Below are 24,542 nucleotides of genomic sequence, written 5' to 3'. Positions count from 1 at the left end.
GCATGCTTGCTTTTTTGGCCCGTGGGTGCGACCGTTCCAGGCATGGCTGCTCTCGAGGTGTTGCTGCAGGACCTGCGTGCGGAGGGCGACGCGCTGGACGCGCTGGTCGCCGATGCCGACGACGCCGCGTGGCGCACGGACACCCCGGCGGCCGGTTGGACGGTGGCGCATCAGATCGCTCACCTGCACTGGACCGACCACGTCGCCGCGCTGACGACGGCCGGCGCCTCCGGTGACGAGGACGCCGAAGCGGCATTCGACGCGGTAATCGCCGACGCGATGGGCAGTCCGGACTCGTTCGTGGACTCCGCTGCCGACGCACTCGCCGGAGAGCAGGTCAGCACCCTGTTGTCGCGATGGCGGCTCGGCCGAGTGCAACTGCTCGACGTCCTGACACACGTGCCCGACGGCGTGAAGATCCGCTGGTTCGGCCCGCCGATGAGCGCGATGTCGATGGCCACCGCGCGCATCATGGAGACCTGGGCACACGGTCAGGACGTCGCGGACGCCCTCGGCGTGGTTCGCGAACCCACGGCTCGGCTGCGTCACGTCGCGCACATCGGCGTACGCACCCGCGACTTCGCCTACGCGATTCGCGGCCTGACGCCGCCGTCGGCACCGTTCCGCGTCGTGCTCACCGCTCCCGACGGGAGTGAGTGGTCGTGGGGGCCGGAGGACGCGGAGCAGAGTGTCACGGGTTCCGCTCCGGACTTCTGCCTGCTCGTCACGCAGCGCGTGCACCGTGACGACACCGACCTCGTGGCCGTCGGCGACGACGCGGCGACGTGGCTGGGTCTCGCGCAGGCGTTCGCGGGGGCTCCCGGCGGTGGCCGGGACGTGCGGGTGGCGTCGTGACGGAGATGATCAGGGTCGGGAACTGCTCCGGCTTCTACGGTGACCGCGCGTCGGCCATGCGCGAGATGCTCGACGGCGGTGATCTCGACGTCCTCACGGGCGACTACCTGGCCGAGCTGACGATGCTCATTCTCGGACGCGACCGGATGAAGGATCCGACGCGCGGCTACGCCAGGACGTATCTGCGGCAGCTCGAGGAGTGCCTGGGCACTGCACTCGACAAGGGTGTCACCCTGGTCAGCAATGCCGGTGGGTTGGCGCCCGCACGACTGGCGGACGAGATCCGATCCCTCGCCGACCGTCTCGGTCTGACCGTCTCGGTCGCCCACGTGGAGGGAGACGATCTGCACGACCGCGCCGAGGAACTGGGCCTCGGCTCCCCGCTGACCGCCAATGCCTATCTCGGCGCCTTCGGTGTCGCGGCGTGCCTGGACGCCGGGGCGCAGGTCGTGGTCACCGGACGCGTCACGGACGCGTCGGTGGTGGTGGCCCCGGCGATCTCCAGGTTCGGGTGGACCCGCGATCACCTCGACGAACTCGCGGGCGCCGTCGTCGCCGGCCACATCATCGAATGCGGAACCCAGGCGACCGGCGGGAACTACTCCTTCTTCGGTGAGATCGAGGATCTGCGTCGACCGGGGTTCCCCCTCGCGGAGATCCGGTCGGACGGGTCGTCGGTGATCACCAAGCACGAGAACACCGGCGGCGCCGTGACGGTCGGAACGGTGACGGCGCAGTTGATGTACGAGATCACCGGCCCGCGCTACCTCGGCCCGGACGTCACCGCGCGGCTCGACACGGTGCGGGTCTCGCAGGACGGACCCGACCGCGTGCTGGTCACGGGGGCTCGCGGCGAGGCGCCGCCGCCCACCCTCAAGGTCTCCCGGAACACGCTCGGCGGGTTCCGCAACGAGATGACCTTCGTGCTCACCGGCCTCGACATCGAGGCCAAGGCCGACCTGGTGCGCACTCAGATGACCGAGGCGCTGACGCCGCCGCCGCGCGAGGTCGACTGGACTCTCGCGCGCACCGATCACCCTGACGCCGACACCGAGGAGGCCGCCAGTGCGGTGCTCCGTGTCGTCGTCCGCGACGCTGATCCGCAGCGTGTGGGTCGCGTGTTCAGCGCTGCCGCAGTGGAACTCGCGCTGGCGAGCTACCCCGGTTTCTGTGTGACGACGCCTCCGGGTCAGGGGTCGCCCTACGGCGTCTTCGAGGCCGGGTTCGTCGATCAGGCGGTGCCGCGGCACGTGGCGGTTCTCGCGGACGGCACGCGCGTCGACGTCGCACCGCCCACCGTCACCACGGCTGTCGAGGCGGACCCGTCCGACGCGCCCGCAGGCCGCCCGCCGGCCGAACCCACACGCACGCTGCCGCTCGGCACGGTGGCGGCGGCGCGCAGCGGTGACAAGGGCGGCAGCGCCAACGTCGGGGTCTGGGTGCGCGGCGACGCCGCGTGGGCCTGGCTCCGGTCGACTCTCACCACCGAGCTGGTGACGACGCTGCTCCCGGAGACGGCGGGCCTGCGCGTGCACCGGTACGAGTTCCCGCACCTGCGGGCCGTGAACATCGTCGTCGACGGGATTCTCGGAGAGGGCGTCGCATCCGGCGCTCGCTTCGATCCCCAGGCCAAGGGCCTGGGGGAGTGGCTGCGATCGCGGCACGTCCCGATACCCGAATCAGTACTCGCAGAAAGTGGACTCGCATGAGCACCTGGGGTGGCCCCGACCGAGCGCAACTCCGTAAGACGGTCCGGGGGTTCGTGGACCGGGAGGTGCTGCCGCACCTCACCGAGTGGGAGCGTGACGGCGAGATCCCCCGCAGCCTGCACCGCGCGGCAGCCGAGATCGGTCTGCTCGGGGCGCCGTTCCCCGAGGCGGTCGGCGGTGGCGGCGGCTCGCTGGTCGACGCCACGGTCATCTGCGAGGAGATGCACGAGGCGGGTGCGTCCGGCGGCCTGTTCGCGTCCTTGTTCACCTGTGGGATCGCGTTGCCGCACATGGTCGCTGCGGGCAACCCCGACCACCTCGAGAAGTGGGTCCGGCCCACGCTCGACGGCGAGCTGATCGGGTCGCTGGCCATCACCGAGCCCGGCGGCGGATCCGACGTGGGACACCTGCGCACCCGAGCGGTGCGCGACGGGGACCACTTCGTCGTCAACGGCGCGAAGACCTACATCACCTCGGGGTGCCGGGCCGACTTCGTGGTCACCGCCGTCCGCACCGGGGGAGACGGCGCGGCCGGCGTCTCGCTGCTCGTCGTCGAGCGCGGCACACCGGGATTCGAGGTGTCCCGCAAGCTCGACAAGATGGGATGGCGGGCCTCCGACACCGCCGAACTGTCGTACACCGACGTGCGCGTGCCCGTGGAGAACCTGGTGGGCCCGGAGAACTCCGGGTTCGCCCAGATCGCGCAGGCCTTCGTCTCCGAACGCGCTGCGCTGGCCGCGCAGGCCTACTCCTCGGCGCAGCGGTGCCTCGATCTGACGGTGGCGTGGACGCGGGACCGCTCGACGTTCGGCAAGCCGCTCATCGCCCGTCAGGCGGTGCAGAACACGCTCAGCGAGATGCACCGCAAGATCGACGTGGCGCGCACGTACACGCACGCACTGATCGATCGCCACGTCGAGGACGGCGACGACTGCATCGCCGAGGTGTGCTTCGCGAAGAACACCGCGGTCGAGGCCGGCGAATGGGTCGCCTCGCAGGCGGTACAGCTGTTCGGTGGACTCGGCTACATGGCCGAGAGCGAGGTCGAGCGTCAGTACCGCGACATGCGCATCATCGGCATCGGCGGCGGCACCACCGAGATCCTCACCTCGCTGGCCGCGAAGCGACTGGGGTACACCGCATGACGACTCTGACCTCCCGACTCGACAGCTCCGGTGACGCGTACGTCTCGGCCGCCGACACCATGATCGCGAAGCTCTCCGAGGTGGAGACCGAACACGCCAAGGCACTGGGCGGCGGGGGCGAGAAGTACGTCGCACGGCACCGCGGCCGCGGCAAGATGACCCCGCGCGAGCGCATCGAGATGCTCGTCGACCCGGACTCGCCGTTCCTCGAGCTGTGCCCGCTCGCGGCCTGGGGCACGGACTTCCCGGTCGGCGCCAGCGTGGTCGTCGGCATCGGTGTCGTCAGCGGCGTCGAGTGCCTGATCGTCGCCAACGACCCCACCGTGCGGGGCGGCACGAGCAATCCGTGGACCTTGCGGAAGACGCTGCGAGCGAACGACATCGCGATGCAGAACCGGCTGCCGGTCATCTCACTGGTCGAGTCCGGCGGTGCCGACCTCCCCACGCAGAAGGAGGTGTTCGTCCCGGGTGGCCGCATCTTCCGTGATCTGACGCGCCTCTCCGCGGCCGGCATCCCCACCATCGCCCTCGTGTTCGGCAACTCCACCGCCGGCGGCGCCTACATCCCCGGCATGTCCGATCACGTCGTCATGATCGAGGAGCGGTCCAAGGTGTTCCTCGCCGGACCGCCGCTGGTGAAGATGGCCACCGGCGAGGAGACGGACGACGAATCGCTCGGCGGCGCCCGCATGCACGCCCGGACCTCCGGTCTCGCCGACCATCTCGCGGTGGACGAGAAGGACGCCATCCGCATCGGCCGCGGCATCGTGAAGCGGCTCAACTGGCACAAGAAGGGTCCGGCGCCGCGCACCGAGGTGCTCCCGCCCCGGTACGACGAGGAGGAACTGCTCGGTATCGTGCCGGCCGACCTCAAGATCCCGTTCGACCCCCGCGACGTCATCGCGCGCATCGTCGACGACAGCGACTTCGACGAGTTCAAGCCGCTCTACGGCTCGTCTCTGGTCACCGGATGGGCGGAACTGCACGGGTATCCGGTCGGGATCCTCGCCAACGCCCGCGGCGTCCTCTTCAGTGAGGAGTCGCAGAAGGCGACGCAGTTCATCCAACTGGCGAACCGTTCGAACACGCCACTGCTGTTCCTGCACAACACCACCGGCTACATGGTGGGCAAGGAGTACGAGGAGGGCGGGATGATCAAGCACGGGTCGATGATGATCAACGCCGTCTCGAACTCCACCGTCCCGCACATCTCGGTGCTGCTCGGTGCGTCGTACGGCGCCGGGCACTACGGCATGTGCGGTCGCGCCTTCGACCCGCGCTTCCTCTTCGCCTGGCCCAGCGCCAAGTCCGCGGTCATGGGCGGTGCCCAACTCGCGGGCGTCATCTCGATCGTCTCCCGCGCCTCCGCCGAGGCCCGCGGACAGGCGTTCGACGAGGAGGCCGACGCGGGTCTGCGCGCGATGATCGAGCAGCAGATCGAGGCCGAGTCGGTTCCCATGTTCCTGTCCGGACGCCTGTACGACGACGGCGTGATCGACCCCCGAGACACCCGCACGGTGGTGGGGATGTGCCTGTCGGCCATCGCCTCCGCCCCGATCGAGGGCACCGCCAACTTCGGTGTCTTCCGGATGTGACCGTCATGACCATTTCGTCAGTACTCGTTGCCAACCGCGGCGAGATCGCCCGCCGCGTGTTCACGACCTGCCGCGCAGAGGGCATCGACACGGTCGCCGTGTTCTCCGATCCGGACTCCGCGTCACCGCACGTCGCCGACGCCGACGTCGCCGTCCGGTTGCCCGGTTCCGCGTCGTCGGAGACGTACCTCCGCGGAGACCTGATCATCGAGGCGGCGCAGCGCGCGGGCGCCGACGCGATCCACCCCGGTTACGGGTTCCTGTCCGAAAACGCGGAGTTCGCGCGCGCCGTGCAGGATGCGGGCCTCACCTGGATCGGTCCGCCGGTGAAGGCGATCGAGTCGATGGGGTCGAAGGTCGAGTCCAAGGCCATGATGCAGAGCGCCGGTGTGCCGGTGCTCGATCGGCTCGACCCCGCGTCCGTCACGCAGGACGATCTGCCGGTGCTCGTGAAGGCGTCCGCCGGTGGTGGTGGTCGCGGTATGCGCGTGGTGCGTGAACTCGACGCCCTGCAGGACGAGATCGACGCGGCGTCGCGGGAGGCGCTGTCCGCCTTCGGTGACGCGACGGTCTTCTGCGAGCGCTATCTCGAGACGGGCCGCCACATCGAGGTCCAGGTCATGGCGGACCGCCACGGCACGGTGTGGGCGGTGGGCGAGCGGGAGTGCTCCATCCAACGACGCCACCAGAAGGTGGTCGAGGAGGCGCCGTCTCCGCTCGTCGAGCGCGTTCCGGGTATGCGGGAGAAGCTGTTCGAGGCGGCGCGCATCGCCACCGAGGCGCTCGACTACGAGGGCGCCGGCACCGTCGAGTTCCTCAGCGACGAGCGCGGCAACTTCTACTTCCTCGAGATGAACACGCGCCTGCAGGTCGAGCACCCGGTGACCGAGTGCACCACCGGTCTCGATCTGGTGGCACTGCAGATCCACGTCGCCGCGGGCGGAGCGCTCCCGGCCGAGCAGCCCACCACGCGCGGACACTCGATCGAAGTGCGTCTGTACGCGGAGGATCCGGCGCGCGACTGGCAGCCGCAGAGCGGCGTCGTGCACCACGTCGAGTTCGACGGAGCGCGAGAGTTCGAGGTGCTCACGCGGACAGGCCTGCGGGTGGACTCGGGCATCGTCGACGGCAGCGTGGTGGGGACCCACTACGACCCGATGCTCGCCAAGGTGATCTCGTACGCGCCCACCCGGGAGCAGGCGGCCGGAATCCTGGCGAAAGCGCTGCTGCGCGCGCGCATTCACGGGGTGCGCACCAACCGCGACCTGCTCGTCACGGTGCTGAGACACCCCGCGTTCCTCGCGGGCGACACCGACACCGCGTTCTTCGCGACGCACGATCTCGCGGTCCTCGCTCGGCCGCTCGTCGACGACCGGGGTGTGCGGCTGTCCGCACTCGCCGCAGCGCTCGCGGACGCCACCCGATCGAAAGAATCGGCGACGGTGGGCCGATCCCTCCCCAGCGGCTGGCGCAACCTCGCCTCCGTGCCGCAACGCAAGACGTACGCGGTGAACGGCACCGAGATCGTCGCCGAGTACCGGCTGTCGCGCGGAACGCTCGTCACCGACGTCGACGACTGCGCGCTGGTCCGGGCCGAGTCCGACCGGGTGGTGCTGCTGGCCGACGGTGTGCGACGCGAGTTCCACGTCGCGGTCCACGGCGACGCCGTGTTCGTCGACTCGTCGCTCGGACCGGTACGGCTCGAACGGGTTCCGGTGTTCGTCGATCCGAGCGAGATCGTCGCCGCCGGATCGCTGCTGGCACCGATGCCCGGCAGCGTCGTGCGGATCGGTGCTGCCGTCGGCGACACCGTCACCGCCGGCCAACCGATCCTGTGGCTCGAGGCCATGAAGATGGAACACACGATCACCGCACCCGCGGCGGGCGTGCTGACCGAGCTCACGGTCACCGTGGGACACCAGGTGGACGTCGACGCCGTACTGGCGGTCGTCGCAGCAGAAGGAGATCAGGCATGAGCTTCATCGAGACGGACGAGCAGAAGAGCCTCCGCGCCGCGGTGGCCGGACTGGGCAAGCGCCACAACTACATCGACTACGTGCTGCCCAAGGCACGCAAGGGTGAGGCACTCACCGAACTGTGGCACGAGGCCGGGCAATTGGGCTTCCTCGGGGTGAACCTCCCCGAGGAGTACGGCGGCGGCGGTGCCGGCATCTACGAGCTCGCACTGGTCCAGGAGGAGATGTCCTCGTTCGGTGCGGGCCTGCTGCTCGTGGTCGTCAGCCCGGCGATCTGCGGCACCATCATCGCGAAGTACGGCACCCCCGAGCAGAAGCAGTCCTGGCTGCCCCGCCTCTCGGACGGCTCCGCGATCATGGCGTTCGGCATCACCGAGCCCGACGCCGGCTCCAACTCCCACCAGATCACCACCACCGCGCGACGCGACGGTGACGAGTGGGTGCTGCGCGGCAGCAAGATCTACATCTCCGGCGTCGACCAGGCCGACGCGGTGCTCATCGTCTCCCGTACGGAGGACGCGAAGACCGGGAAGCTGAAGCCGGCGCTGTTCATCGTGCCGACCGATGCACCGGGCCTGAACAAGACGCAGATGCGCATGGACATCATCGAGCCCGATCATCAGTTCACGCTCTTCCTCGACGACGTCCGGCTGCCGGCCGAGGCGCTGGTCGGTGAGCCCGACGCGGCGCTGATGCAGTTGTTCGCGGGTCTCAACCCCGAGCGCATCCTCGGTGCGGCGATGGCCGTCGGCATGGGCCGCTACGCCCTCGACGCCGCGGTGAAGTACGCGAACGAGCGCACCGTGTGGAAGAGCCCCATCGGGGCGCACCAGGGAATCGCGCATCCGTTGGCGCAATGCAAGATCGAGCTCGAACTGGCGAAGCTGATGATGCAGAAGGCCGCGGTGCTCTACGACAGCGGTGACGATTTCGGTGCGGCGGAAGCGGCCAACATGGCGAAGTACGCGGCCGCCGAGGCCAGCATCAAGGCCATCGACCAGGCCATCCAGACGCACGGCGGCGCAGGCCTGACCGAGGAGTACGGCCTCGCGTCCATGCTCGGTGCGGCGCGCATCGCCCGCGTGGCTCCCGTCAGTCGGGAGATGATCCTGAACTTCGTGTCCCAGCACTCGCTGGGCCTGCCGAAGAGCTACTGATGGCGGGCAGGCCGGAGGCCGGTCGGGGCCAGGGCAGGCCGGAGGCCGGTCGGGGCGACGAACCACCTGTGCGGGTTGATCGGTCGGACGGCGTGGTGACTCTGACACTCGACACCCCGCACAATCGCAACGCCCTCTCCACCGCCCTGGTCGACGACCTGACGGCGGGGCTCCGCGACGCGGGCGCGGATCGGGACGTCCGCGCCGTGGTCCTCACCCACACCGGCGGAACATTCTGTGCAGGTGCCGATCTCACGGAGGCGGGCAGTTCCGTCTCCTCACGCACCGAGCAGATGCTGACGCTGCTGCGGGCGATCCTCGAGACGCCGAAGCCGGTGATCGGCAGGATCGACGGGCATGTGCGTGCCGGCGGTATGGGCCTCGTGGGCGCGTGCGATCTGGTGGTGGCCGGGCCGAAGAGTTCGTTCGCGCTGACGGAGGCGCGGCTGGGGTTGGCCGCGTCCATCGTCTCCTTGACGGTGGTGCCGAGGATGACCTCGCGTGCGGCGAGCCGGTACTTCCTGACGACGGAGACGTTCGGCGCGCACGAGGCGGAGGCCATCGGGCTCGTCACCGAGGCTGCGGCCGACACCGGGGCCACGGTGGCCGAACTCGTCGCGGCGATCCGTCCGTCGTCACCGCAGGGTCTCGCGGCGTCGAAACGCCTCACCACCGCCGCGATGCTCGAGGAGTTCGACCGCCGGGGCGCGGACCTGGCGGAGGAGTCCGCGAGGCTGTTCGCATCGGACGAGGCGCGGGAGGGGATGATGGCCTTTCTGCAGAAGCGCAGCCCGTCGTGGGCCGCACCGGCGGAGTCGTCCGGCGCCGCTGTGGGGAAGGAGACGTGACGGCCATGACCGTGCCCACTCGTCACCGAGTCGGTGACACCCGCAGCCCGAAGCAGGATCGCAGCCGCGCCACGCGACTGCGCCTGCTCGAGTCCACGATCGACGCGCTCGCCACCGAGGGATGGGCGGCGACGACGGTCGCCGTCGTGGCCGAGCGGGCCGGCGTCTCTCGCGGTGCCACCCAGCACCACTTCCCGACGCGGGAGGACCTCATCACCGCGGCGCTCGAGTACATGTTCGACACGCGCATGGGGGAGGCGCGAGCCGAGAGCAGTGCGCTCCCGCAGGGCGCCGGGCGGACCGAGGCCGTGGTCACCCGGCTGGTCGACTACTACACGAGCCCCATCTTCCGTGCCGCGCTGCAGGTCTGGACCGCCGCGGCCGCGGATCCCGAGATGCGTGCCCGGGTCCTGCCTCTCGAGGAGAAGTTCGGTCGCGTGGCGCACCGCACGGCGGTCGATCACCTCGGCGCCGACGACAGTGATCCGCGCACCCACCGACTCGTGCAGGCCACCCTCGACCTGGCCCGCGGGCTCGGTCTCGCCGACGTGCTCAGCGACGACTCGCGCCGCCGCGCCGAGATCGTGAAGGTGTGGGCCTCGGTGCTCGACGCGTCCCTCGCCCTCGATACCACCACCAGCACCAGCACCCCCGCGAATACGTCCGAACTGTCGTGATCGGCGCTCGCATCACGGCACTTTCGGCGTACTCGCGACAGTCCGCACTCCGATAAGCTGCCGCCATGAACTCCGTGCGGTGGGCCGGCGTGGCAGCAGTGGTGCTGCTCGGGCTCACCGGTTGCGGATCCGACTCCGACGCCGCCACCGACGACGCGCCGTCCACGTCCGCGTCGCAGGGACCCGGCCCGTTCTTCGGCGTCTGCGGCGGTCTGTCCGACGAGGAGGTCCGCACTGCGTTCGCCGTGCCGTCGTTCGCGATCGTGACCCGCAACTCGGTGGGCTGCGAGTGGGAGGTGTCGGGTCCGACCGGCCCGTCGGTCAGCTTCTCCTGGTACCGCGGGAGCCCGATCGGGCGTGAGCGCATGGGGTCGGAACTGATCGGCCGACCGGCCGCGGACATCGAGATCGAGGGTCGACCGGGGTTCGAGGCGCGATCCGAGAACGCGACGGGTGTGACGTACCTCTGCGAGAACGGTCTGCAGTACGGCGACGACTTCGTCCACTTCTCCGTCATGTACGCCGACAGCGCTCCCACCGCGGATCCGTGCGCCGTCGCCGAGAGTCTGATGACGCTCGTCGCGGAGCGCGCGCAGTGAGGGCCGGACGCGTGCTGGCGGCGCTGTCGGTCACCGGGGTGCTCGCCGGATGCGGGTCGACCATCGAGGGCACGCCCGTGGCAGCGGGCGTGAGTGGCGCGGACGGCGAGTTCCGCTCGCTCCTCGAGGAGTGCGACACGGTGACGCCGGAGCAGATCGCCGATGTCGTGGGCGGCGACGCCATCGACCAGGGCTTCATCGGCGCCATCTGCCGGTGGGACCTGACCGGCCCGGGCGGCGCGGTCAAGGTGACGTTCGACTGGTTCGAGACGGGGTCGCTCGCGGCCGAGCGCGAGGCGAACGAACGTATGGGGTGGACGGTCAGCGACGTCGAGGTGTCCTCGCGGAAGGCCCTCGAGATCCGTCAACCGGAGGATCCGGCATCGTGCGGCGTGGCGGCGCAGTCGCCCGATTCCGGGGTCATCGGCTGGTGGGTGCAGTATCGGCCGGGGAACCCGACCGACCCCTGTGAGTCGGCCACGCGGTTGATGCAGCTGTCGCTCAATCTGTCGGCGTGACGACGGAAGGGTGAACTCCTGTACCCGATGCAGGGGCGTTTTGACCATCAGGCGCGCCGCCGGGTACCGTTACAGGTCGTGCCCGGCCCAGCCGGTACGTCTGTGTGCCTATGCGAGGTACAGCCGTGTTCGAGTTCACCATCGAGCAAGAACCGCGGCTGCCGTGTGGGGGTATGCGACACACCCGACCGCGGGGTGCACGAAGCCCGCGGAAGCACTACTGGGTGAGGGGCAGCGTTCTCTTGCCCCAACTGCTAGATCCCTGTTTCTCGACACGAAGAAAGCCGGTTCATGCCAACAATCAACCAGCTGGTCCGCAAGGGTCGCACCGACAAGGTCGCGAAGCTGAAGACCGCTGCCCTGAAGGGCAGCCCGCAGCGCCGTGGTGTGTGCACTCGCGTGTACACCACCACCCCGAAGAAGCCGAACTCCGCGCTTCGTAAGGTCGCTCGCGTCCGCCTGACCACGTCCGTCGAGGTCACCGCCTACATCCCCGGTGAGGGCCACAACCTGCAGGAGCACTCCATGGTGCTCGTGCGCGGTGGTCGTGTGAAGGACCTCCCGGGTGTCCGTTACAAGATCATCCGTGGCTCGCTCGACACGCAGGGCGTGAAGAACCGCAAGCAGGCTCGCAGCAAGTACGGCGCCAAGAAGGAGAAGAGCTGACATGCCACGTAAAGGCCCAGCACCCAAGCGCCCGCTGATCAACGATCCCGTCTACGGTTCGCCGCTGGTCACCCAGCTGGTCAACAAGATCCTGCTGGACGGCAAGAAGTCGACCGCGGAGCGCATCGTGTACCAGGCTCTCGAGCAGGCACGCGAGAAGACGGGCACCGATCCCGTCGTGACGCTCAAGCGCGCACTGGACAACGTCAAGCCGGCCCTCGAGGTCCGCAGCCGTCGTGTCGGTGGCGCCACCTACCAGGTTCCGGTCGAGGTTCGTCCGGGCCGCTCCACCACGCTGGCTCTGCGCTGGCTCGTCTCGTTCTCCCGCGCTCGTCGCGAGAAGACGATGGTCGAGCGTCTGGCCAACGAACTCCTCGATGCCAGCAACGGTCTCGGCGCAGCAGTCAAGCGTCGCGAGGACACGCACAAGATGGCGGAAGCCAACAAGGCATTCGCGCACTACCGCTGGTGATCGCGTCTCGGGGGCGCCGGGAAACATCCGGCGCCACCCGAGCGTTGAACCTTCGACTCACTTCTTCCAACACCAAGGCGGGATGAATTCGTGGCACAGGACGTGCTGACCGACCTGAACAAGGTCCGCAACATCGGCATCATGGCCCACATCGATGCCGGTAAGACCACCACTACCGAGCGCATCCTCTTCTACACCGGTATCTCGTACAAGATCGGTGAGGTCCATGACGGCGCAGCCACCATGGACTGGATGGAGCAGGAGCAGGAGCGTGGCATCACCATCACGTCTGCTGCCACGACGTGCTTCTGGAACGACAACCAGATCAACATCATCGACACCCCCGGGCACGTCGACTTCACGGTCGAGGTGGAGCGTTCGCTCCGCGTCCTCGACGGTGCCGTCGCCGTGTTCGACGGCAAGGAGGGCGTCGAGCCCCAGTCCGAGCAGGTGTGGCGTCAGGCCGACAAGTACGACGTGCCGCGCATCTGTTTCGTCAACAAGATGGACAAGCTCGGTGCGGACTTCTACTTCACCGTGCAGACCATCAAGGATCGCCTCGGCGCCAAGCCGTTGGTCATCCAGTTGCCGATCGGCGCAGAGGACAGCTTCGAGGGCATCGTCGACCTGATCGAGATGAACGCGAAGGTCTGGCGCGGAGAGACGAAGCTCGGCGAGACCTACGAGACCGTCGAGATCCCCGAGGAGCTTAAGGAGCGGGCCGAGCAGTACCGCACCGAGCTGCTCGAGACCGTCGCCGAGTCCGACGAGGCACTGCTGGAGAAGCACTTCAGCGGTGACGAGCTGACCATCGACGAGGTCAAGACCGCGATTCGCAAGATGACGGTCAACTCCGAGCTGTACCCGATCCTGTGCGGTTCCGCGTTCAAGAACAAGGGCGTCCAGCCCATGCTCGACGCGGTCATCGACTACCTCCCGTCCCCGCTCGACGTCGCCGAGACCATCGGTCACGCCGTGGGCGACGAGGAGAAGGAACTCACTCGCAAGCCGTCCGCCGACGAGCCGTTCGCGGCGCTCGCGTTCAAGATCGCGACGCACCCGTTCTTCGGCAAGCTGACGTACGTGCGCGTGTACTCGGGCAAGGTCGACTCCGGCTCGCAGGTCATCAACTCGACCAAGGGCAAGAAGGAGCGTCTGGGCAAGCTCTTCCAGATGCACTCCAACAAGGAGAACCCGGTCGCGACCGCCAGCGCCGGCCACATCTACGCCGTGATCGGTCTGAAGGACACGACGACGGGTGACACGCTCTGCGATCCGCAGAACCAGATCATCCTCGAGTCGATGACGTTCCCGGACCCGGTCATCCAGGTGTCGATCGAGCCTAAGACGAAGTCCGACCAGGAGAAGCTCGGCACGGCCATCCAGAAGCTGGCCGAAGAGGACCCGACCTTCTCGGTCAAGCTCGACGAGGAGACCGGCCAGACCGTCATCGGCGGCATGGGCGAGCTCCACCTCGACATCCTCGTCGACCGCATGCGTCGCGAGTTCAAGGTCGAGGCCAACGTCGGCAAGCCGCAGGTGGCCTACCGCGAGACGATCACCAAGATCGTCGAGAAGCAGGAGTTCACCCACAAGAAGCAGACGGGTGGCTCCGGCCAGTTCGCGAAGGTCATCATCGGCCTCGAGCCCTTCATCGGCGAGGACGGCGCGACCTACGAGTTCGAGAACAAGGTCTCCGGCGGTCGTATCCCGCGCGAGTACATCCCGTCCGTGGATGCCGGCGCGCAGGACGCGATGCAGTACGGCGTTCTCGCCGGCTACCCGCTGGTGAACGTCAAGCTGATCCTGCTCGACGGCGCGTACCACGACGTCGACTCGTCCGAGATGGCGTTCAAGATCGCGGGTTCGCAGGCCTTCAAGGAAGCTGCCCGCAAGGCCGGTCCAGTCATCCTCGAACCGCTCATGGCGGTCGAGGTGATCACGCCCGAGGAGTACATGGGCGACGTGATCGGCGATGTGAACTCCCGCCGTGGCCAGATCCAGGCCATGGAGGAACGCAGTGGTGCCCGTGTCGTCAAGGCGCTGGTTCCGCTGTCGGAGATGTTCGGTTACATCGGTGACCTGCGGTCTCGCACCCAGGGCCGAGCGAACTACTCCATGGTCTTCGACTCCTACGCAGAGGTTCCCTCGAACGTCTCGAAGGAGATCATCGCGAAGGCCACCGGAGAATAGTCTCCGAAGCTGGACCCGGTACCACCGTCACACCGCACCACCCGTAAGTACATCCGTAATGCTGCATAACGCAGGCAATAACAGTCCAGGAGGACACAGTGGCCAAGGCGAAGTTCGATCGGACCAAGCCGCACGTCAACATCGGCACCATCGGTCACGTTGACCACGGTAAGACGACGCTGACGGCTGCAATCACCAAGGTTCTGCACGACAAGTTCCCGGACCTGAACGAGGCGTCGGCCTTCGACCAGATCGACAAGGCTCCGGAGGAGAAGGCTCGTGGTATCACGATCAACATCTCCCACGTCGAGTACCAGACCGAGAAGCGTCACTACGCACACGTCGACGCTCCCGGCCACGCCGACTACATCAAGAACATGATCACCGGCGCGGCACAGATGGACGGCGCGATCCTCGTCGTCGCAGCGACCGACGGCCCCATGCCCCAGACGCGCGAGCATGTCCTGCTCGCTCGCCAGGTCGGCGTGCCGTACATCCTCGTCGCGCTGAACAAGGCCGACATGGTGGACGACGACGAGATCATCGAGCTCGTCGAGATGGAGGTGCGCGAGCTCCTCGCCGCACAGGAGTTCGACGAGGACGCTCCCGTCGTCAAGGTCTCCGCTCTCAAGGCACTCGAGGGCGACGAGAAGTGGGCCGAGTCGGTTCTCGAGCTCATGCAGGCAGTGGACGACTCGGTTCCGGACCCCGTCCGTGAGACCGAGAAGCCCTTCCTCATGCCCGTCGAGGACGTCTTCACCATCACCGGTCGCGGCACCGTCGTCACCGGCCGTATCGAGCGTGGCTCGGTCAACGTCAACGAGGATGTCGAGATCGTCGGCATCAAGGAGAAGTCGACCAAGACCACGGTCACCGGCATCGAGATGTTCCGCAAGCTGCTCGACTCGGGCCAGGCGGGCGATAACGTCGGCCTCCTCGTCCGCGGCATCAAGCGCGAAGATGTCGAGCGTGGACAGGTCGTCGTCAAGCCCGGCACCACCACTCCCCACACGGAGTTCGAGGGCCAGGCATACATCCTGTCGAAGGACGAGGGCGGTCGCCACACCCCGTTCTTCAACAACTACCGCCCGCAGTTCTACTTCCGTACCACGGACGTGACGGGCGTCGTGACCCTCCCCGAGGGCACCGAGATGGTCATGCCCGGTGACAACACCGAGATGTCCGTCGTGCTGATCCAGCCGGTCGCCATGGACGAGGGCCTGCGCTTCGCGATCCGCGAGGGTGGCCGCACCGTCGGCGCCGGTCGCGTCACGAAGATCAACAAGTAAGACCGCCTCACACCGAACGGCGCTCACCCTGCGGGGTGGGCGCCGTTCGGCGTGTGTGGGGTCAGGGCAGCACGACGACGTCCGCGGGAGAGCGCGGATCGATCTCGTAGTGGTCCTCGTACTGGCTGCTCATGCCGGTGACGCGCAGTGTCTGCCCCGCGCGGATCGCGCTCACGTCGATGCCCGTCTGCGTGTTGACGAAGACGGTGGTCTCCCCGGTCCGGTCCGCGATCGTGAACTTGTATCCGTACGGCAGATCGTCCACCACGACGCTCGTGACGCGTCCGACGACCGTCACCAGCGACGCCTCGGTGGACTCGCCGACCACGCGGACCACCACCGGTCTGGGTGCCACCGCATCGACCGGTCCCAGCGACACGATGCTCGTCGGTCGCACCACCAGAAGTCCGGACTGGTCCGCGAGCGACCCCGTGACACGCACCGATGTACCCGGCACGACGTCGGTGGGCGCCGAGGCGCTGATGTAGATGCCGGCGGTGCGGTCCTGGATCCCGAACCCGACGTCGAGGAAGCTCGATGCAAAGGCGCCGGGCGGTGTGGTGACCGTGCCGACCACGGTGACCGTGGCGCCGGCGGAGAGAGTGCGCACCTGCGCGATGGGCGGAGCACCGCCCGGAGCGGCCGATGCAGGGGACGCTCCGAGCGTGAGTGCCACGAGGGCGGTGAGGGTCGTGCCGACAGTGCGGCGAAGGATCGTGCGCATCATGTGAGTTCCGTTTCCGCGCCGATCCCGCGTCGGCGCGCGCGCAACCCTCGTCCTCTCGGGTCGCGACGGCAACCGTGCCGAAAAGCGTTGTGACGCCGACTCACTCGACGGCGAAATCCTCCACCGTGACCACAACGGGAATCCGGACGACACGCGCGAGCACCTCCTGGACGGCGTGGACGACGGAGTCGGGATCTCCCGGACAGCGGACCGTGATGTGCACGGCGCAGGACTCGTGCCCCACCACCACGCCCTCGATGCGTCGACCCGGCAGCAGCGTCACGGCCTCACCGAAGAGGCCGGAGTGCAGGCCGGCCACACCGGGGACCGCGAGCACCGCTGCGGCGATGAGGTCGGCCTCATCGGGCTCGAGCGGAGCGGTCATCCGCTCAGTCTGCGCTCTGTCACATTCCGACCGGCCTCCGGCCTTCCCGCATCCATCGTGGCCGCGCGCCGACGTCCGGAGGTCGGCCGGTGCCGGGGCGGTAGATTGTCACCGTGAACGTCGCGCTGATCGACTCGGGCCTGGGGTCGTTGCCCACGGCAGCCCGCCTGCGTCGACTGCGCCCGTCGCTCGACCTTCATCTGTACCTCGACCCGGACAACGCGCCGTGGGGACCCAAGCCCACCGCGTGGACGGAGGCGCACGTCGTGGAGACGGCGCGGCGCGCCGTCGACGGTGGAGCCGAGGTGGTGGTGCTGCCGTGCAACACCGCCAGCGTCATCGCGCTCGACGCGACCCGCGCGGCCCTGGGGTCCACCCCCGTGGTCGGGACGGTTCCGGCCATCAAACCCGCTGCACTGCAGTGTGACTCGATCACGGTGTGGGCGACGGCGGCGACCACCGCGTCGTCGTATCAGGCGCGCTTGATCGCGGAGTTCGCGTCGGGTCGCACGGTGTCGGCCGTCGCGTGCCACGGGCTCGCCGATGCCATCGACCGTGGTGATCTCGCGGCCGTCAGCGCGGCCATCGCGTCGGCAGCGGCGCGGACGCCGGACGACGTGCAGGGCATCGTCCTGGGGTGCACCCACTATCCGCTGGTGGCGGACGAGATCATGGCGGCGCTGCCGCCGGGTGTGCGGATGTTCGACAGCGCCGAGGCCGTCGCGGCCCAGACTCTGCGCCGCCTCGACGAGGTGTCGTCGCCGCGTGAGGGACACGGGAGCGTGTCGGTGACCCTGTCGGGACGCGACGGTTCCCTCCCCGACAGTGCGTTGCGCTTCGCGGCCGGGCGATCGCTCGCGGTGCCCGCGACGCTCTGACGCCGTCACCGTCCCGGGAATGAGGAGTCGGTGGGGGGAGTTGGACCCACGGTGACGACGACCGAGGTGCGACCCCAGTCCTGGATGACCCCCGTTCGCTCGTTCTGGGTGGTAGCCCTCGTGTTCTTCACCGTCATGGGATCGTCGGCGGCGCCGTCCCCGCTGTACCCCGTGTACCAGTCCCGATGGGGATTCGGCGCGTCGACGCTGACCATCGTCTTCGCCGTGTACGTCTTCGCACTACTCGCCGCCCTGTTGACCGTCGGGTCGCTGTCCGACCACCTCGGCCGTAAGCCCGTGATCGTGACGTCGCTGCTCGTGCTGATCGCCAGCCAGGTCGTCTTCGTGTTCGCCGACGGGGTCGGCTGGCTCATCGCCGCGCGCGTCGTGCAGGGCCTGGCGGCCGGCGCGGCCATGGGTGCCCTGACCGCTGCGATCATCGATCTGCAGCCGACCGACCGTCTCGGCCCCCTGGTGAGCTCGGTCGCACCGGCCTTCGGGCTGGGAGCAGGCGGTATCGCGGCCGGACTGCTGGTGCAGTTCGCGCCGTTCCCCACCACGCTCGTGTACGTCGTGATGATCGTCGCGCTGGTCGTCCTCACGGCGCTCGTCGTGGCGGTGCCGGAATCCGCGGTCCGGGCAGGCTTCGACGACCGTCGACACGTCATGCGGGTGCTGACGCCGACCCTCGGGCTGCCCGTGTCGATCCGCGCCCACTTCTGGCCGGTCGTCCCCGCGCTCGTCGCGACGTGGTCGCTGGGCGGGTTCCACCTGTCGCTGGGGCCGTCCATCATGGGCACGGTCTTCGATCTCCGCGGCGCCGTCGTGGGCGGGCTGGACATCTTCACGATGTTCACGGCCGGAGCGATCGGTGCCGCGTCCGCTCGTACTCTTCTCCCGCGCACGGCCATGACCGCCGGTGCACTCACTCTCGCCGCGGGCATCGTGGTGAATCTCGTCGGGCTGCACATCGCGTCGGCGCCGCTGTACTTCGTCGGGACCGCGGTGTCCGGGTTCGGCTGGGGCGCGACGTTCCTCGGCGCGATGAGCATCATCGGCGCTCTCGCACCGCCGGAGCATCGCGGCAGTGTCTTCGCCACGACGCTCGTGCTGAGTTACCTCGCCTTCAGCGTGCCGGCCATCGTCGCGGGTGTTGCGATCCACTCGGCCGGTCTCCTCGTCACCGCGACGGTCTACGGAGCGGTCGTCGTGGCGCTGGCATCGGTTGCCGTCACGACGACGGTGCTCCGTTCACCCGCGCGCGTCTGATCCAGCACTGCGCGGACGGGCTCCATGAGGAATATTGGTGTCCCATGACGTCTGCCGACACCGTGACCGGACGTGCGCGTTTCACCCGCGACGAGATCCCCCGGCTCCTGGGCCTGGCAGCAGTGCTCGTGGCGCTGCACGTCGTCGGGTGGGGCCTGTTCCTGCACTACGACTCGATCCCGGCGATCCACGGCCTCACCGGCGCGGACGGCACTCTCGTCTACGCGGGCGCCGGGGTGTTGGCCTACACGTTGGGCATGCGGCACGCCTTCGACGCCGACCACATCGCGGCCATCGACGACACCACCCGACTGTTGCTGCAGAAGGGCAAGCGGCCCCTGGCGGTCGGACTGTTCTTCTCGCTCGGGCACTCGACGGTCGTGTTCGCGTTCGTCGCCGCGATCGCGTTCGCCGCATCGCGCGCGACGGACTTCCGGGACGCCTTCGCGGACACCGGCGGCATCATCGGCACCCTCGTCTCCGGCACGTTCCTCTACCTCATCGCGGCCCTGAACCTGGTCGTCCTCGTCGGCATCGTGCGCATGTGGCGTGCCGCGCGGCGCGGACAGTTCTCCGACGAGACGCTCGACGATCTCCTCGCACGCAGAGGACTGCTCAATCGGATCTTCCGCGGCCGCTACGACCGGATGATCAGCCACTCGTGGCAGATGTATCCGCTGGGGCTGCTCTTCGGCCTGGGGTTCGACACCGCCACGCAGGTCGGTCTGCTCGCCGTGGCGGGCACCAGCGCCATCGCCGGTGGCCTCCCGCCGATGGCCATCATCGCGCTGCCGGTGCTGTTCGCGGCCGGCATGTCGACGATGGACACGCTCGACGGCGTCTTCATGTCCAAGGCGTACGGCTGGGCCTTCGTCACGCCGGTCCGGAAGATCTACTACAACATCACGATGACGGGCCTGTCGATCTTCCTCGCCCTCGTGGTGGGCACCGTGCAGATCCTGTCGTTGCTCGGTGAGGAACTCGGACTGTCCGGCGGCATCTGGGACGCGGTGGCCGCAGTGGATCTCACCCTGGCGGGCCAGATCGTGGTGGTCGTGTTCGTGGTGGTCTGGATCGGCTCGATCGTCTACTACAAGGCGGCGCGCATCGACGACCGGTTCGAGCGGGAGACGCCGGCGAGCTGATCCGCGGGAGTCATCGGGCGACGATCGCGTCGTGCAGTTCGGCATGATCGTCGAAGTACACGGTTCGGCTGCCGAAGTGCTGCCAGGTGTCGCTGCCTCGCCCCGCCACGACAACGGTGTCCCCGGCCGCCGCGTCCGCCACGGCGTGGTGGAATGCTGCGCGCCGGTCCGCGATCTCCACCACGCGGACGCCCCGATCACCGGACCGGGCGCCGCGGACGACGTCGGCGCGAATCGAGTGCGGATCCTCGCCGTTGGCACTCTCGTCCGTGACGACGATGTCGTCCGCGTAGGCCGCGGCGACCGCGCCCAGCTCGACGCGCTTGCCCACGTCACGGTCACCGGTCGCCCCGATGACCAGGATCAGGCGCCCCGGGGTGATGCGCCGCAGGTACGGCAGGATCGCGCGCTGGCCGGACACGTTGTGCATGTAGTCGACGAGGGCGGTGAAGTCCTGGCCGGCCGACACGGTCTCGCACCGGCCCGGAATGCTGTGCAGCGCCGAGATGCCGGCGGCCGCACGCTCCGCGTCCACCCCACCGGAGACGAGGGAGGCGAGTGCGACCAGAGCGTTCGCCACCTGGTGGGGGCCGAGAACCTGCAGTGAGAGCGGGATGTCGCCCACCGGGGTCCGGGCGAGGAATCGGGTGCGATGCGTCGTGCAGTCGATGCGATCGGCGCGGAAGTCCGCCGAAGGATCGGACACCGAGCACGTCACCGTCGGCACCGCGCACTCCGACGCGAGCCGCCGCCCGTACTCGTCGTCGATCATGACGACGGCCCGTCCGGTGCGGTCCGGGGTGAACAGCGAGGCCTTGGTCCGGTAGTACTCCTCCATCGAGCCGTGGAAGTCGAGGTGGTCCCGGCCGAGATTGGTGAAGGCGGTGACGGCGAACTCCACTCCGTCGACGCGGTGCTGGGCGATGGCGTGCGACGACACCTCAAGGGCGGCGGCCGTGCATCCGTTGTGGACGAACGTCGACAGCGTGCGTTGGAGCACCGTCGCCTCGGGAGTGGTGCGCACCGGGGCCTCGTCGCTACCGGCGCCGCTGACCGCCACCCCGGAGATCATCCCCGCACGATGACCCGCGGCGCGCAGGCCGGCGTGGTGGAAGTGCGTCGTGCTCGTCTTGCCGTTGGTGCCCGTCGCTCCGAACACGGCCATCGACGAGGACGGGCTCCCGTGGAACCATGCGGCCAGCGGACCGACGACGACCCGCGGATCCGCGACCACGATGCTCGGCAACCGGGTGCCGGGCCGATCGCTGAGCACGGCCACCGCGCCGGCGCGCTGGGCGTCCTCCTCGAAATCGAGACCGTGCCAGCGTGTTCCGGGGAGCGCGACATACAGATCGCCGGGCCGCACCGCACGCGAATCGTCACAGAGATCGTCCACCGTGACCGGCTGGGCGGGACCTGCGACCGATCCGCCCGCGCGGTCGGCGACGTCGACGAGGGACCTCGCCCCTTGGCCACCGGCATGCCGGATCGGACGGCGGGACACGACACTCACCAGGATGCGGTACCCGAAAGTAGAACGCTCAACCACCTCGGTGCGGCACCCGGGACACTGGAGGGGTGAGCGCAGCCGACGGAGACTCCACGCAGGCCCGAGTGGTGCTGAGGACCATGCCCGACGATCGACTTCCCGAATGGGTCGAGCGCAGCCGCGGCGACTACCGCGCCGATCGCGTCCGGGCGGGTGACACCCTCGAACAGGCGACCGACAACGCCGAGCAGAGTTTCTCCGCCTACTTCCCCGACGGTCGTCCGGCACCGCATCATCAGGTGTACGACGTGCTGGACGGCGAGACCGTGGTGGGGTCACTGTGGATCGGGCCCCAGTCGATCGCGACCACGACCGACTGGTGGGTCTGGGACGTCGCCATCGACGAGCGGTACCGGGGTCGCGGTCTCGGCCGGGCGGCGATGCTCCTGGCGGAGGACGCGGTACGGGAGAACGGCGGAACGGTGCTCGGGCTCAACGTGTTCGGCTTCAACACGGCGGCGCGTCGGCTGTACGAGTCGCTGGGGTACGACACCGCGTCCCTCCGGATGCAGAAGGTTCTCCGGGAGGACGCGCGATGAGCGTGGACGAGCCGGTGGTGTTCGACCTCACCGCGGCGCGCGACGAGTTCACCCGCTTCATGATGTCCTACCGCTTCGGCATGCAGGAGCTCACCACCAAGATCGACATCCTGAAGGACGAGTTCACGCACCTGCATTCCTACAGCCCCATCGAGCACGTGGTGTCGCGGCTGAAGACGCCGCGCAGCATCGCCGAGAAGGCCGTGCGCAAGGGGATTCCGTTGACGTTCCAGGCGATCCGCGCCGGTCTGTTCGACATCGCCGGCGTCCGGATCACCTGCAGTTTCATCGCCGACACCTATGCGGTGAAGGAGATGCTGGCGTCGCAGAGCGACATCCGAGTGCTCGAGTTCGAGGACTACATCGCGAATCCGAAGCCCAACGGGTACCGCAGTCTCCACCTCACCATCGAGATTCCGGTGTTCCTGTCCGACCGCACGGAGCACGTCTTCGTGGAGCTGCAGATCCGGACCATCGCGATGGACTTCTGGGCGAGTCTCGAACACAAGATCTTCTACAAGTACGACGGTGAGGTGCCGCAACGCCTGCGGGACGAGTTGCGTGAGGCGGCGATGGCCGCGGGCACGCTCGACATCACGATGGAGCGACTGCACGCCGAGGTGGTCCGTCTCGGCGACGCCCGCACCGACGCCGGCCCCGACTACGAGGAGCTGTTCCTGCGCTCGCTCATGCCGGGACTGGCGCCGGATCCGCGGTCAGGCGGGGACGTTCCGCACCCGTAGCGAGGTCTTCGTGGCCAGCACCCAGTAGAGGGCGAAGCCGATGCCGCAGCCGATGAACCAGCTGTACTGCGCCGCGGTGTGCATTCCGGTGAGGGTGCCGCCCGTGAGCACGGGGAACATCGCGAAGACGGCACCGACGGCGGTGGCGATCAGCGCGGCCGGGTTGTAGCCCTTGGCGTAGTGGTACGTGCCGCTCTCGTCCATGGTGAACAGGTCGTCGACGATGACCTTCTGCTTGCGGATGAGGTAGTAGTCCGCGATGAGGATGCCGAACAGCGGTCCGATGAACGCTCCCAGGGTCTCGAGCGTGTAGTGGATGACGTCGGGATTGTTGTAGAGGTTCCACGGCGTGATGAGCACGGAGCCGACGGCGGCGATCATGCCGCCGGCGCGCCAGCTGATCTTCTGCGGGCTGACGTTGGAGAAGTCGAAGGCCGGCGAGATGAAGTTCGCGACGATGTTGATACCGATCGTGGCGATCGTGAAGGTCAACGCGCCCAACACGATCGCGAAGGTGCTGTCGATGCGCGCCACCGTCGTGACGGGGTCGGTGATGAGCTCGCCGAAGACGGGAACGGTGAGGGACGCGGTGACGACGACGAGGATCGAGAAGAGCAGGAAGTTGACGGGCAGGCCCAGGAAGTTGCCGCGCTTCACGGCGGCGTAGCTCTTTCCGTAGCGCGAGAAGTCGCCGAAGTTGAGCATCGGACCCGAGAAGTAGGAGACGACGAGCGCGATCGCGCCGAGCATGACGGGCACCGCGGCGAACCCCGTGTAGGTGACGTCGCCGAGGTTCAGGTCGATGGCGCTCCAGCCGGCTTCGTGAATCAGGTAGCCGCACAACAGGAACATGACGACGTAGACGGCCGGGCCGCAGAAGTCGATGAACTTGCGGATGGACTCCATGCCGCGCCAGAAGACCGCCGCCTGCAGGACCCACAGGAGCATGAAGCTGCCCCACCCCAGAGTGGACAGTCCCGCGAAGCCGTGGAGGTCTCGGTCCGCCCACGGACCGAGCGCCGGGAACAGCTTGATCAACACGATGTCGAGCGCGGCGGAGGCCAGGAAGGTCTGGATCCCGTACCACGCCACCGCGATCAGTCCTCGGATGATGGCGGGAACGTTGGCCCCGAGGACGCCGAAGACCGATCGACAGATCACCGGGTACGGGACACCTGCGACCTGACTGGGCTTGGCCACCAGGTTGCAGAAGACGTAGACGATCGAGATGCCGACGAGGAGACAGACGAGCACCTGCCAACTGGCCAGTCCCAGCGCGAAAAGGCTGCCCGCGGTGACGTATCCGCCCACGGAGTGCACGTCGGACATCCAGAACGCGAAGATGTTGTAGGACGACCAGGTCTGCTTCCGCAGCGGGGCGAGGTCCTCGTTGGTGAGCCTCGGGTCGTACCCCTCCTTGATCACTCCACCCCCCACCGGATGTCCCTCTGCTGTCGACCCGCCTCCGGCGTACCCGTGTGCCTCGATCAGATCGTTCACACCGGAGCGGGACCCGGGAGGCGGGTCGAACGGGCCGGTGTGCGGAATGGTGTCGGTCATCGTGTCTCCGTCGCTGGTGCGGACCGTGGTCGGTGCTGCGGAGAAGTC

General features: G+C 68.3%; 23 protein-coding genes. 19 read left to right on the top strand and 4 right to left on the bottom strand.

What is annotated here, in order from left to right:
- The first annotated feature begins 42 nt into the window (after positions 1-42).
- From HQ314_RS07625 to tuf, 14 genes are all read left to right on the top strand, one after another.
- Positions 43-855 carry a TIGR03084 family metal-binding protein gene (locus HQ314_RS07625; RefSeq protein WP_222645501.1) on the top strand — a complete coding sequence of 271 codons (813 nt, stop codon included), beginning with the start codon at positions 43-45 and terminating at the stop codon, positions 853-855.
- A 5-nt stretch (positions 856-860) separates the two neighbouring features.
- Positions 861-2,564 (top strand): acyclic terpene utilization AtuA family protein, encoded by a 1,704-nt coding sequence (locus HQ314_RS07620; protein WP_056442375.1) that lies wholly within the window; start codon positions 861-863, stop codon positions 2,562-2,564.
- Positions 2,561-3,709: an acyl-CoA dehydrogenase family protein gene (locus HQ314_RS07615; RefSeq protein ID WP_027504606.1), complete on the top strand. Its 1,149-nt coding sequence runs from the start codon at positions 2,561-2,563 to the stop codon at positions 3,707-3,709. Before HQ314_RS07620 ends, HQ314_RS07615 begins: the two co-directional genes overlap by 4 nt.
- Positions 3,706-5,304: an acyl-CoA carboxylase subunit beta gene (locus HQ314_RS07610; protein ID WP_222649748.1), complete on the top strand. Its 1,599-nt coding sequence runs from the start codon at positions 3,706-3,708 to the stop codon at positions 5,302-5,304. Before HQ314_RS07615 ends, HQ314_RS07610 begins: the two co-directional genes overlap by 4 nt.
- A gap of 5 nt (positions 5,305-5,309) precedes the next feature.
- Positions 5,310-7,280, top strand: a complete 1,971-nt coding sequence (locus HQ314_RS07605) for a biotin carboxylase N-terminal domain-containing protein (RefSeq protein ID WP_222649747.1) — start codon at positions 5,310-5,312, stop codon at positions 7,278-7,280.
- Entirely contained in the window at positions 7,277-8,437 is a 1,161-nt protein-coding gene (locus HQ314_RS07600) for an acyl-CoA dehydrogenase family protein (RefSeq protein ID WP_027504609.1), read from the top strand. The genes HQ314_RS07605 and HQ314_RS07600 overlap by 4 nt, the downstream gene beginning before the upstream one ends.
- On the top strand, positions 8,437-9,285 hold the full coding sequence (locus HQ314_RS07595) for an enoyl-CoA hydratase family protein (RefSeq protein WP_222649746.1): 849 nt from the start codon (positions 8,437-8,439) through the stop codon (positions 9,283-9,285). Before HQ314_RS07600 ends, HQ314_RS07595 begins: the two co-directional genes overlap by 1 nt.
- 5 nt (positions 9,286-9,290) lie before the next feature.
- On the top strand, positions 9,291-9,962 hold the full coding sequence (locus HQ314_RS07590) for a TetR/AcrR family transcriptional regulator (RefSeq protein WP_222649745.1): 672 nt from the start codon (positions 9,291-9,293) through the stop codon (positions 9,960-9,962).
- Positions 9,963-10,027: 65 nt separating this feature from the next.
- Positions 10,028-10,561, top strand: a complete 534-nt coding sequence (locus tag HQ314_RS07585) for a DUF3558 domain-containing protein (RefSeq protein WP_222631750.1) — start codon at positions 10,028-10,030, stop codon at positions 10,559-10,561.
- Positions 10,558-11,079: a DUF3558 domain-containing protein gene (locus HQ314_RS07580; protein WP_056441779.1), complete on the top strand. Its 522-nt coding sequence runs from the start codon at positions 10,558-10,560 to the stop codon at positions 11,077-11,079. The genes HQ314_RS07585 and HQ314_RS07580 overlap by 4 nt, the downstream gene beginning before the upstream one ends.
- A 291-nt stretch (positions 11,080-11,370) precedes the next feature.
- The gene (gene rpsL / locus HQ314_RS07575; RefSeq protein WP_027504614.1) at positions 11,371-11,745 is read left to right on the top strand and encodes a 30S ribosomal protein S12; all 375 of its coding nucleotides are present in this window, start codon (positions 11,371-11,373) and stop codon (positions 11,743-11,745) included.
- Position 11,746: 1 nt separating this feature from the next.
- Positions 11,747-12,217: a 30S ribosomal protein S7 gene (gene rpsG / locus HQ314_RS07570; protein WP_027504615.1), complete on the top strand. Its 471-nt coding sequence runs from the start codon at positions 11,747-11,749 to the stop codon at positions 12,215-12,217.
- A 90-nt stretch (positions 12,218-12,307) separates the two neighbouring features.
- The gene (fusA, locus tag HQ314_RS07565; RefSeq protein ID WP_027504616.1) at positions 12,308-14,410 is read left to right on the top strand and encodes an elongation factor G; all 2,103 of its coding nucleotides are present in this window, start codon (positions 12,308-12,310) and stop codon (positions 14,408-14,410) included.
- A gap of 98 nt (positions 14,411-14,508) precedes the next feature.
- A complete protein-coding gene (gene tuf / locus HQ314_RS07560; RefSeq protein ID WP_027504617.1) occupies positions 14,509-15,699 on the top strand; it encodes an elongation factor Tu in 1,191 nt (396 codons plus the stop codon).
- A gap of 61 nt (positions 15,700-15,760) precedes the next feature.
- On the opposite strand, the gene HQ314_RS07555 is transcribed toward tuf, so the two are convergent.
- Together HQ314_RS07555 and HQ314_RS07550 are read right to left on the bottom strand one after the other, a co-directional pair.
- A complete protein-coding gene (locus HQ314_RS07555) occupies positions 15,761-16,426 on the bottom strand; it encodes a hypothetical protein (RefSeq protein ID WP_222649744.1) in 666 nt (221 codons plus the stop codon).
- 100 nt (positions 16,427-16,526) lie between these two features.
- Complete coding sequence (locus HQ314_RS07550) at positions 16,527-16,811, bottom strand: hypothetical protein (RefSeq protein ID WP_222649743.1); 285 nt, start codon at positions 16,809-16,811, stop codon at positions 16,527-16,529.
- A 113-nt stretch (positions 16,812-16,924) separates the two neighbouring features.
- On the opposite strand from HQ314_RS07550, the gene HQ314_RS07545 reads away from it, so the two are divergent.
- The 3 genes from HQ314_RS07545 to HQ314_RS07535 are packed head-to-tail and all read left to right on the top strand — an operon-like array spanning position 16,925 to position 20,103.
- Positions 16,925-17,689 carry a glutamate racemase gene (locus HQ314_RS07545; RefSeq protein WP_027504620.1) on the top strand — a complete coding sequence of 255 codons (765 nt, stop codon included), beginning with the start codon at positions 16,925-16,927 and terminating at the stop codon, positions 17,687-17,689.
- Positions 17,690-17,740: 51 nt separating this feature from the next.
- Positions 17,741-18,958, top strand: coding sequence for an MFS transporter (locus HQ314_RS07540; protein ID WP_307091356.1), 1,218 nt, complete (start codon positions 17,741-17,743; stop codon positions 18,956-18,958).
- A gap of 44 nt (positions 18,959-19,002) precedes the next feature.
- Positions 19,003-20,103 carry a HoxN/HupN/NixA family nickel/cobalt transporter gene (locus HQ314_RS07535; RefSeq protein ID WP_222649742.1) on the top strand — a complete coding sequence of 367 codons (1,101 nt, stop codon included), beginning with the start codon at positions 19,003-19,005 and terminating at the stop codon, positions 20,101-20,103.
- Between the two features lie 10 nt (positions 20,104-20,113).
- Here the strand turns inward: HQ314_RS07535 and HQ314_RS07530 are convergent, their stop codons facing one another.
- Complete coding sequence (locus HQ314_RS07530) at positions 20,114-21,616, bottom strand: UDP-N-acetylmuramoyl-L-alanyl-D-glutamate--2,6-diaminopimelate ligase (protein WP_308119301.1); 1,503 nt, start codon at positions 21,614-21,616, stop codon at positions 20,114-20,116.
- A gap of 65 nt (positions 21,617-21,681) precedes the next feature.
- Here HQ314_RS07530 and HQ314_RS07525 point away from each other — a divergent pair, with 65 nt between their 5' ends.
- Together HQ314_RS07525 and HQ314_RS07520 are read left to right on the top strand one after the other, a co-directional pair.
- Positions 21,682-22,191, top strand: a complete 510-nt coding sequence (locus HQ314_RS07525; RefSeq protein ID WP_222639331.1) for a GNAT family N-acetyltransferase — start codon at positions 21,682-21,684, stop codon at positions 22,189-22,191.
- Positions 22,188-22,934 carry a GTP pyrophosphokinase family protein gene (locus tag HQ314_RS07520; RefSeq protein ID WP_081821128.1) on the top strand — a complete coding sequence of 249 codons (747 nt, stop codon included), beginning with the start codon at positions 22,188-22,190 and terminating at the stop codon, positions 22,932-22,934. Before HQ314_RS07525 ends, HQ314_RS07520 begins: the two co-directional genes overlap by 4 nt.
- On the opposite strand, the gene HQ314_RS07515 is transcribed toward HQ314_RS07520, so the two are convergent.
- The gene (locus HQ314_RS07515; protein WP_056441786.1) at positions 22,908-24,494 is read right to left on the bottom strand and encodes an NCS1 family nucleobase:cation symporter-1; all 1,587 of its coding nucleotides are present in this window, start codon (positions 24,492-24,494) and stop codon (positions 22,908-22,910) included. The two genes, HQ314_RS07520 and HQ314_RS07515, sit on opposite strands and share 27 nt — an antisense overlap.
- Positions 24,495-24,542: the final 48 nt, after the last annotated feature.

Source organism: Rhodococcus sp. BP-332 (assembly GCF_019836065.1).
GTDB lineage: Bacteria > Actinomycetota > Actinomycetes > Mycobacteriales > Mycobacteriaceae > Rhodococcoides.
Note: the sequence above shows the minus strand (reverse complement) of the source record. Positions and strands in the feature narration are given on the sequence as shown.

Coding starts and splice junctions, on each gene's coding strand:
- HQ314_RS07625 (WP_222645501.1), top strand. CDS start 43: ATGGCTGCTCTCGAGGTGTTGCTGCAGGACCTGCGTGCGGAGGGCGAC.
- HQ314_RS07620 (WP_056442375.1), top strand. CDS start 861: ATGATCAGGGTCGGGAACTGCTCCGGCTTCTACGGTGACCGCGCGTCG.
- HQ314_RS07615 (WP_027504606.1), top strand. CDS start 2,561: ATGAGCACCTGGGGTGGCCCCGACCGAGCGCAACTCCGTAAGACGGTC.
- HQ314_RS07610 (WP_222649748.1), top strand. CDS start 3,706: ATGACGACTCTGACCTCCCGACTCGACAGCTCCGGTGACGCGTACGTC.
- HQ314_RS07605 (WP_222649747.1), top strand. CDS start 5,310: ATGACCATTTCGTCAGTACTCGTTGCCAACCGCGGCGAGATCGCCCGC.
- HQ314_RS07600 (WP_027504609.1), top strand. CDS start 7,277: ATGAGCTTCATCGAGACGGACGAGCAGAAGAGCCTCCGCGCCGCGGTG.
- HQ314_RS07595 (WP_222649746.1), top strand. CDS start 8,437: ATGGCGGGCAGGCCGGAGGCCGGTCGGGGCCAGGGCAGGCCGGAGGCC.
- HQ314_RS07590 (WP_222649745.1), top strand. CDS start 9,291: ATGACCGTGCCCACTCGTCACCGAGTCGGTGACACCCGCAGCCCGAAG.
- HQ314_RS07585 (WP_222631750.1), top strand. CDS start 10,028: ATGAACTCCGTGCGGTGGGCCGGCGTGGCAGCAGTGGTGCTGCTCGGG.
- rpsL (WP_027504614.1), top strand. CDS start 11,371: ATGCCAACAATCAACCAGCTGGTCCGCAAGGGTCGCACCGACAAGGTC.
- rpsG (WP_027504615.1), top strand. CDS start 11,747: ATGCCACGTAAAGGCCCAGCACCCAAGCGCCCGCTGATCAACGATCCC.
- HQ314_RS07555 (WP_222649744.1), bottom strand. CDS start 16,426: ATGATGCGCACGATCCTTCGCCGCACTGTCGGCACGACCCTCACCGCC.
- HQ314_RS07550 (WP_222649743.1), bottom strand. CDS start 16,811: ATGACCGCTCCGCTCGAGCCCGATGAGGCCGACCTCATCGCCGCAGCG.
- HQ314_RS07535 (WP_222649742.1), top strand. CDS start 19,003: ATGACGTCTGCCGACACCGTGACCGGACGTGCGCGTTTCACCCGCGAC.
- HQ314_RS07520 (WP_081821128.1), top strand. CDS start 22,188: ATGAGCGTGGACGAGCCGGTGGTGTTCGACCTCACCGCGGCGCGCGAC.
- HQ314_RS07515 (WP_056441786.1), bottom strand. CDS start 24,494: ATGACCGACACCATTCCGCACACCGGCCCGTTCGACCCGCCTCCCGGG.